This window comes from Xanthovirga aplysinae, from assembly GCF_009711365.1.
GTDB classification, from domain to species: Bacteria; Bacteroidota; Bacteroidia; order Cytophagales; family Cyclobacteriaceae; genus Xanthovirga; species Xanthovirga aplysinae.
Genome location: NZ_SMMB01000869.1, coordinates 1 through 4,943 on the forward strand (window position 1 = coordinate 1; position 4,943 = coordinate 4,943).

At 37.9% G+C, this 4,943-nt stretch carries 3 protein-coding genes; 1 reads left to right on the forward strand and 2 read right to left on the reverse strand.

The features are described from left to right. A partial coding sequence (gene miaA / locus E1171_RS07095) for a tRNA (adenosine(37)-N6)-dimethylallyltransferase MiaA (protein WP_155205315.1) occupies positions 1-896 on the forward strand: 896 nt, incomplete at its 5' end. Positions 897-1,059: 163 nt separating this feature from the next. On the opposite strand, the gene pfkA is transcribed toward miaA, so the two are convergent. Continuing rightward, positions 1,060-2,031, reverse strand: coding sequence for a 6-phosphofructokinase (gene pfkA / locus E1171_RS07100; RefSeq protein WP_155205316.1), 972 nt, complete (start codon positions 2,029-2,031; stop codon positions 1,060-1,062). 717 nt (positions 2,032-2,748) lie between these two features. Then, positions 2,749-4,943 (reverse strand): B12-binding domain-containing radical SAM protein (locus E1171_RS07105; protein WP_155205317.1); only part of this gene is annotated, 2,195 nt, incomplete at its 5' end.

The window sequence follows — 4,943 nt, forward strand, 5'->3', positions numbered from 1 at the left end:
TTGGCCCAACGGCTGTTGGCAAAACAGATTTATGTATTCGGTTTGCTAATTATTTTAAAACTGAAATTATCTCGTCTGATTCCCGCCAATTTTTTATTGAATTAAACATCGGAACGGCCAAACCCACTGTAGAAGAGATGAAAGGGGTAAAACATCATTTCGTTAATTTTCTACACATAGATCAGGAGTATAGTGCCGGACACTTTGAAAGAGACGCTCTTAAAAAACTGGATGAACTTTTTATAAATCATGATGTCGTTATCATGACTGGAGGGTCTGGCATGTATAACAAGGCTCTTTGTGAAGGAATGGATCTATTACCTGAAGCACCTTCACATTTCAGGGAAAAACTAAATCAAGAATACGCTGAGAAAGGCCTTGATCCACTACAAAAAATGCTTCAGGATTTAGACCCCTCCTATTATTCCAAAGTTGATTTAAACAATCCTCAGAGAATTATTCGAGCCTTGGAAGTATGTCTGGCAACAGGAAAACCCTTTTCATTTTTTCAAAACCAAAATAAAGTAGAACGACCTTTTCATATACTAAAAATAGGTTTGGAGAGGGAAAGAGAAGAACTTTATGAACGAATCAACCACCGTATGGACCTTATGATTGGGAAAGGTTTATTTGATGAAGCTCAAAGCCTCTTTTCTAAGAGGCACCTCAATGCGCTCCAAACAGTAGGTTATAAAGAAATATTTGATTATTTGGAGGGAAAATTTGACAAAGAAGAAGCGATTAGACTCCTTAAAAGAAACAGCCGCCGCTATGCCAAACGACAAATGACCTGGTTTAAAAAGGATCCCGAAATAAAATGGTTTAATCCGGAAGAAGAAAATAAAATTATTGACTATCTGGAAAAGAAAATGATAGCTTTAAACATTTCCAATTGATAAGTATTTTCATCACCAAAAGAAATACCCCAATTGAAGAAAACAATTGATTAAAAGAAATTCAGCAAGAACCCACTTTTATTTGCCTTTCGCCAAGAAAAAACAATTCACTAAGCGTTTCTGCTGAAAGTCCACGTTCAATTAAAAGTCTAAAAAAGAATTTTTACACATTAAGAATCTTTACCATCCTGATCAAATCAGGATTCAATGGCTTCTCCTTAGTGATAGCCTCATTCAAAGGAGTATACACCAAATGATCGTTGATAATTCCTGCCATAACATCCGATTCACCATTGATTAATCCTTCCAGCGCTCCTAACCCTAATCGACTGGCCAATGTGCGGTCTAAAGCCGATGGTCTACCTCCACGTTGAATATGCCCCAGCGTTGAAACCCTAATATCATTATCCACAATATGTTCTCTTACTTTTGCAGCAACTTCCAAGGCCTTGCCTTCGACTTCCCCTTCTGCAATAACCACTATGGAGTAATTTTTAGAACGCTGCCAACCTCTTTTCAAAGTCTGAATCACCTGCTCAACTGTTGTTTGCGTTTCAGGTACCATCACCAATTCGGCACCTCCCCCTATTCCTGATTCAATGGCAATATACCCAGAATCTCTTCCCATTACTTCGATAAAAAACAAACGATCATGGGAATCGGCAGTATCACGAATTTTATCAATGGCTTCTAAAGCGGTATTTACGGCCGTATCAAAACCAATCGTATTATCGGTTCCATAAAGATCATTATCGATAGTTCCAGGTGCACCAACTACAGGCATTCCAAATTCCTCATGAAAAAGGTGAGCCCCGGTAAAGGTACCATCTCCACCAATGGTAATTAAGCCATCGATTGCAAGGGCTTTAAGGTTTCCATAAGCCTTTTGTCGTCCTTCTTTAGTACGAAAATCTTTACTTCGGGCAGATTTTAGAATCGTTCCCCCTCTTTGAATAATATTACTAACCGAATAGGAATTCATAGGATATATATCCCCTTTAATTAATCCCTCATAACCATAGCGAACCCCATACACCTCTACGTCATGATAGATAGCACCTCTCACAACAGCTCGAATACAGGCGTTCATTCCAGGTGCATCTCCGCCTGATGTTAATACTGCTATTTTTTTCATAATAAATATTTTTCTAAATCAAGTTTCAAATCTAGGTGACAATCTTTCAGATCAAAAACAAAAAAACATAAGACCATACCAATAAGTCCTAAGTGTTTTTCCAATACCTCTACTTATCGAAATTTCTCTTAAAAGAACACCTTTTAAAAAGATCCCTACCCTTCCCTTTAATATTTTAAAAACCGAAGGCCTGAAACCAAAAGTGAAAAATACCATAAGAATATACTAATTATCAACACTTTTATTAGGATTTTTTTATGCAAAGGTTTGCAGAAACCTTCCATCCAAAAATTAAAGCTAAGAAAATGTCAAATTGCACCAAAAGTCTAAGTAAAATTCTAACTCCAAGGTAAAAGAAAGGCTAAAAATTGATAGACAAAAAAGAAATAAAAAAAGTCTGATTACTGAGGTGTATTAAACCAATCAAAAACCAGACTAAGGATTAAAATTTCATAAAAGGATTCGCCAACATCCAGAGTTTCCACTAATTGGAATACACTGGTAGCATCGCTAACTCTCTTTGATGAGTCCGAACATCTAAAGCGAAAATTTTTTCAAAGAATTGATAAAAAAATTCTTCAATCTCTCGCTCAATGTCACTCATTCTAACCATTAATTTCATGAAAAAAACTTTAGGTTAAAAAATGTATATGAGGAAAAACGCACTCATTGAGAGATTGTTGCAAGAAAGCTATAGATTTCTCTTTCCTTAAAAAATTAATTTTTAATAAGAAGTAACCCTCTTTCCCGTAATTCTTTCCAGAGGGGGCTCTCCAAAAATTTCTTAAAACTACCTTGTTCTAAAAGTTGAGTATAACTTTCCTCAAGGTTTTCAATAGTAAAGCCATTCTCTCCTTTGATTTGAAATAGGGGAAAAATTTGGGCTAACCATTTCCCTAGTTTCTCATTAGTTTTAAAAGAAAATTCCTGGCTGCGATCTGAAAATTCAAGGAAAGCAGATTTTATCCTTTTTCCTTTCTTCATCCTTTCCTTCAAGACTAATTCTGGTAAATTCCCAGGCCATATTATTTTATCGGTTTTACGTGTGGCATCCGGCTTATTTCCAAAGCTTAATGATTTTTCTATTAGATTCCGAGGTACACTGACTTTAGGAACAGGAAAATCAAACCAAAAATCCAACCGATAGTCTAATCCAACACCATGCATATAATTGTACAAAGCCTTCTTTAAACCCGAAGTATATTTCTGATGATCTGCCCCATCCGGATCTTCATGAATTAAATCGTTATTTGCAAAGGAGCCTTTTTTAGGCCCTACCTTATAGACTCCAAAACCCTCAGGATTTTTTCCCACTGGGCTATGAGCAGTCATTGAAAATAAATGCCAAAAAGCCGAATGAATCACCCCATTCAAAAACAATTGTCTCACTATTTCCAGTGAATCAATGGTCTCCTGTTCGGTTTGGGTGGGAAAACCATACATCAGATAAGCATGAACCATGATTCCTGCATCGGTAAAGCCCTGAGTTACCCTAGCGACTTGCTCAATGGTTACCCCTTTAGCCATCTTCTTTAATAAACGGTCAGAGGCCACTTCCAATCCTCCCGAAACCGCTATACAACCAGAAGCGGCCAACAATTTACATAAATCCGGAGTGAACGTCTTTTCAAAGCGGATATTCGCCCACCAAGTGATACTTACTCCTCTTTTAATGAGCTCAATTGCCAGGTCACGTAAAGCTAATGGAGGGGCCGCTTCATCAACAAAATGAAAACCAGTTTGATTGGTCTGCTCCACAATTGTCTCAATCCGGTCTACCAATACTTTAGCGGGAGCCCCCTCAAATCGGCCAATATAATCCAATGAAATATCACAAAAGGAACATTTCTTCCAATAACAGCCATGTGCTATGGTTAACTTATTCCATCGACCATCACTCCATAGGCGATGCATGGGGTTGGCCATTTCGATCACCGAAAGGTACTTTTGTAAAGGCAGATCTTTGTAATCAGGCGTTCCCACTTCTGCATGTGGGACAAAGGGATCGAGGGCACTATTGATATACTTTACCTTTCCCTCTTTCAGTAAAAAAGTTCGTTGCAATTGAGAAGAAGGCCTAATACCGGCTTCATATTGCAAAATTTTCTCAAATGGACCTTCCCCATCATCAAGAGTAATGTAATCCAGATATTGGAATACTTTGGGTTCTTTTAAATCTCTTAGCTCGGTGTTTGGATAACCTCCTCCCATCAACACTTTAACTGAAGGATAATTCGCTTTAAGGAATTGCCCACTTTTCAGCGCACCGTAAAGATTTCCAGGAAAGGGAACAGTGAAGCCCACAAAATTAGGGTTAAAGAGTTCCATTTTTTCCTTTAAAACTTCACAAAGTATTTGATCAATCAGGTTGGAGGGTTTTGAAAGAGCTTCTTCAAGTGGATCAAAATGAGTGGCCGACATCCCCAACCTTTCTGCATACCTACTAAATCCAAAATCAGGAGCAACCGTTTCCTGAATCAAATCACCCAAATCCTCCAAAAAAAGTGTAGAAAGGTACCTGGCTTTATCCTGAATGCCCATTGTACCAAAAGCCCAATCTAATTCTTCCAACTGGCTAAAACGTGAAGCCTGCGGAAGAAAATCGCTGTAACAAATTCGATTGGCTAGGGTAGAGTCACCATTTTGAAGAAAAGCAATCACCTGATTAATTGTAATCAAATAATCTTTCTCCATCCTCATCATTCTGCGGGCATTGGAGGATAAAGCATGAATTTTAAACTGGTTTCTCACCTCCTTAAAAAGACGCCCCAAACCTTCCTCTGAAAAAAGTTTAAGCACCACCTCAATCCCCAGATCTGCCTGATACACCTGATAATCTTTTTTCTTCAGATATCCCTTTAAATAAGCCGTAGCCGGATAAGGGGTGTTTAATTGAGTTAATGGGGGTGTTA